The organism is Natronobacterium haloterrestre (assembly GCF_900112205.1).
Lineage (GTDB): Archaea > Halobacteriota > Halobacteria > Halobacteriales > Natrialbaceae > Natronobacterium > Natronobacterium haloterrestre.
Window position 1 is genome coordinate 1 of record NZ_FOKW01000028.1, and the last position, 2,368, is coordinate 2,368.

The following is a 2,368-nucleotide window of genomic DNA, read 5'->3' on the forward strand; positions in this document are numbered from 1 at the left end:
CGAGGATATCGATTTCCATAGACAGAATCGAATTCCTCGGCTTCATCCTTCTAAGCTAGTGATATCGGCGGATTAGATCGCTATTCAACAGAGCAGAAGAATGATGTCTGGTAGCGGAGCGTCCGTGTACCCCCCGTGTTGATGGATGAGATCGAGGGCTTCGTCGCCGTCGTAGACGACATGAATTTCGTTCGTAATACCTGCGTCAGCGAACAACTCTTTTATGAGTCTCACGTCACCGTGATTCGCCTCAATCAACAGTATTTCTACGGCACGCCTCTCGGAAGGTTCTGGTGAAGTCATACCCCGTTTGATTCGTCCCCCAGGGATTCGAGAACCGCCGATCTGTACACTCTATAAAACACGGACGATCAGTAATCCTCAATGACCGTGGCGAAGTCGATAACGGATTGATCATCAGTGATGTCAGTGAATTCGACCATTTTACTGGTTGGTTCGTATCTGATGAGTTCTGCCTCGTCGAGCCTTGGAAGATGCTGATGGTGAAGCGTAAGAGCGATCTCGTCAGTTGTCTCGGAAGTTGCCTTCTCGCGTGCGGCAAGCCGAGAACTCAGGGTGTCGACGAAGACTCGGTCAGTCCGATCGTACCCTCTGAGAACTGCAATTAGATGGCGACGACGGGGATCGGCAAGAATCTCGAACAGCATATCTGGCTCGCAGGATGTGGGTAGGGCGTATTCCATTCTGACTCTCGCCCTTATTAGGTATCCACCGGATATAGCTTAGTAGGGGAGATAGACAGGGCGCTTAAATACTCAAATTGGAATCATCCTGTCAAGAGGGTATTTTCGATGAGTTTGGAAGTCCCGCGGTGCAATCGCTCTGAAAACGCCTGCTGGGAGAGGCCAAAGTCATCAGCCAGTTCGGTTGCAGTTGCTTCTCGGGGTGCTTCGTAGTAGCCGCCCTCGTAGGCTGCAACGAGAGCATCACGTTGCTTCGTCGTTAGGTTGAACGCGCCACCGTGTGGCTCAGTTGGTGAAAACAATTGCTCCAGAACGACGTCTCCATTAGTTCTGAAATGAGAGTGGAACTCCGCTAACCGCTCACGATCGGCAAACCGAACTTTCAATTGCCATTTCTCTCCTTGTCCAGTCGCCTCCAGAATCACTCCCTCGTGGTCGAGAACCGTGTCTACAGTGCGAGCGACCTCGAGGTTCCACGTCATTTTGTACAACCGCGAGTCGGGGAACCGATCAGTTACGTCGAACCGCTGGACTGATGGATCACTGGCTACCGCTGCGTCGAACTGATCAAACTTGGATTCTGGTCCCGAGACCCAGAGAAATGGCATAATCCATTTGCGGCTGTGAGCTACGAGTCGATCAAGTTCGACAGTCAGTGAGGGCGCTGCTTCGAGGGATTCGGCAAGGCCAAAAGTAGGGGCAGAAACCGTGAAGTCACCTACGACACTCATTGCAGTCGGTAGAGTCGATGAGCGGATGAATCTTCCGCTCACCTTTATTCCCGTAGAATACCGGTTGACGCAGATTAGTATACCCTAGCCGTGGGCAGCTCACTAAGAGAGCTAAAGGGGTTCTTCAACAGATGTTGGTTCATCGGCGAGTCTGACTGTTCCATCGCTGTTGACGACGACTGTGTGACCGGCGTACTCGAAGGTTATCTTCCCGTCTGAGCGAGGTGATCTATTTGTCTCTGTGAACAGCGAATCCAATGCATCAGGGTCGATCACTTCATAGAGAGGATCGAGAGCGAGAGGATCAACGTCCTCATTTTCAGCTATGGTTTCCACGATGGCTTGACTGAGTGGCTGGTGCGTCGCTGTTGAACTCATTACCGAACCCAGGTCACTGACGTTGATAAATGTGTCTGCTCGCTGTTATTTCGAAGAGTGTACTTGAATTAGAGTTCCAAAACCCCTATCGTCGGGTTATATACGGAGAAATTAGAATTAAAAGTAGTTAGTCCTCTGCGACCTCTTTACCGAAGTTATCAGCAGGCTTGTGGAGTTCGCGCTTGAGTAGTTCATTACGAACAATCTCAAGGCCCAACTCAGCCAACTCATTAAGCGTCTCTTCGATTTCCTTTCGTGTGGAGGTCGCAATTTCGAGCTCGATATTCTGATGGTGGGTCAGCAGTTCCCGAACCGTGACAACCCCATGAATGTCGAGTGCCTGCTCTGCGAGCTGGCTACGTTTGTCCATCGGAGCTGTCGCGGTGAGGAGGAGGTGATGATCGAGCCCGGCTTTCTCGTAGTCGATCGTCGGCTGGTAGCCGGTGACGATGCCTTTTTCTTCTGCTTTGTTGAATAGCTTCTGAATGGTAGTTAGAGAGGCTCACAGAGCTTTTCTATGTTGATGATGGCGAACATGAGGACAATTTCACGGAA

General features: G+C 50.8%; 5 protein-coding genes. All 5 read right to left on the reverse strand.

The genetic code is table 11. The features are described from left to right. Positions 1-84: 84 nt before the first annotated feature. On the reverse strand, positions 85-303 hold the full coding sequence (locus BM113_RS21655) for a response regulator (protein WP_089790189.1): 219 nt from the start codon (positions 301-303) through the stop codon (positions 85-87). 68 nt (positions 304-371) lie between these two features. Then, positions 372-704, reverse strand: coding sequence for a DUF7344 domain-containing protein (locus tag BM113_RS21660; RefSeq protein WP_089790191.1), 333 nt, complete (start codon positions 702-704; stop codon positions 372-374). 83 nt (positions 705-787) lie between these two features. Further along, the gene (locus tag BM113_RS21665) at positions 788-1,435 is read right to left on the reverse strand and encodes a helix-turn-helix domain-containing protein (protein ID WP_089790193.1); all 648 of its coding nucleotides are present in this window, start codon (positions 1,433-1,435) and stop codon (positions 788-790) included. Between the two features lie 111 nt (positions 1,436-1,546). Further along, positions 1,547-1,813 (reverse strand): DdfA family disk-determining factor, encoded by a 267-nt coding sequence (locus tag BM113_RS21670; protein ID WP_089790195.1) that lies wholly within the window; start codon positions 1,811-1,813, stop codon positions 1,547-1,549. Positions 1,814-1,940: 127 nt separating this feature from the next. Then, positions 1,941-2,183 (reverse strand): hypothetical protein, encoded by a 243-nt coding sequence (locus tag BM113_RS21675; protein WP_089790197.1) that lies wholly within the window; start codon positions 2,181-2,183, stop codon positions 1,941-1,943. Positions 2,184-2,368 lie beyond the last annotated feature (185 nt).

Bases quoted from the DNA above. Each gene is read 5' to 3' on its own strand.
- BM113_RS21655 (WP_089790189.1), bottom strand. From the start codon at position 303: ATGACTTCACCAGAACCTTCCGAGAGGCGTGCCGTAGAAATACTGTTG.
- BM113_RS21660 (WP_089790191.1), bottom strand. From the start codon at position 704: ATGGAATACGCCCTACCCACATCCTGCGAGCCAGATATGCTGTTCGAG.
- BM113_RS21665 (WP_089790193.1), bottom strand. From the start codon at position 1,435: ATGAGTGTCGTAGGTGACTTCACGGTTTCTGCCCCTACTTTTGGCCTT.
- BM113_RS21670 (WP_089790195.1), bottom strand. From the start codon at position 1,813: ATGAGTTCAACAGCGACGCACCAGCCACTCAGTCAAGCCATCGTGGAA.
- BM113_RS21675 (WP_089790197.1), bottom strand. From the start codon at position 2,183: ATGGACAAACGTAGCCAGCTCGCAGAGCAGGCACTCGACATTCATGGG.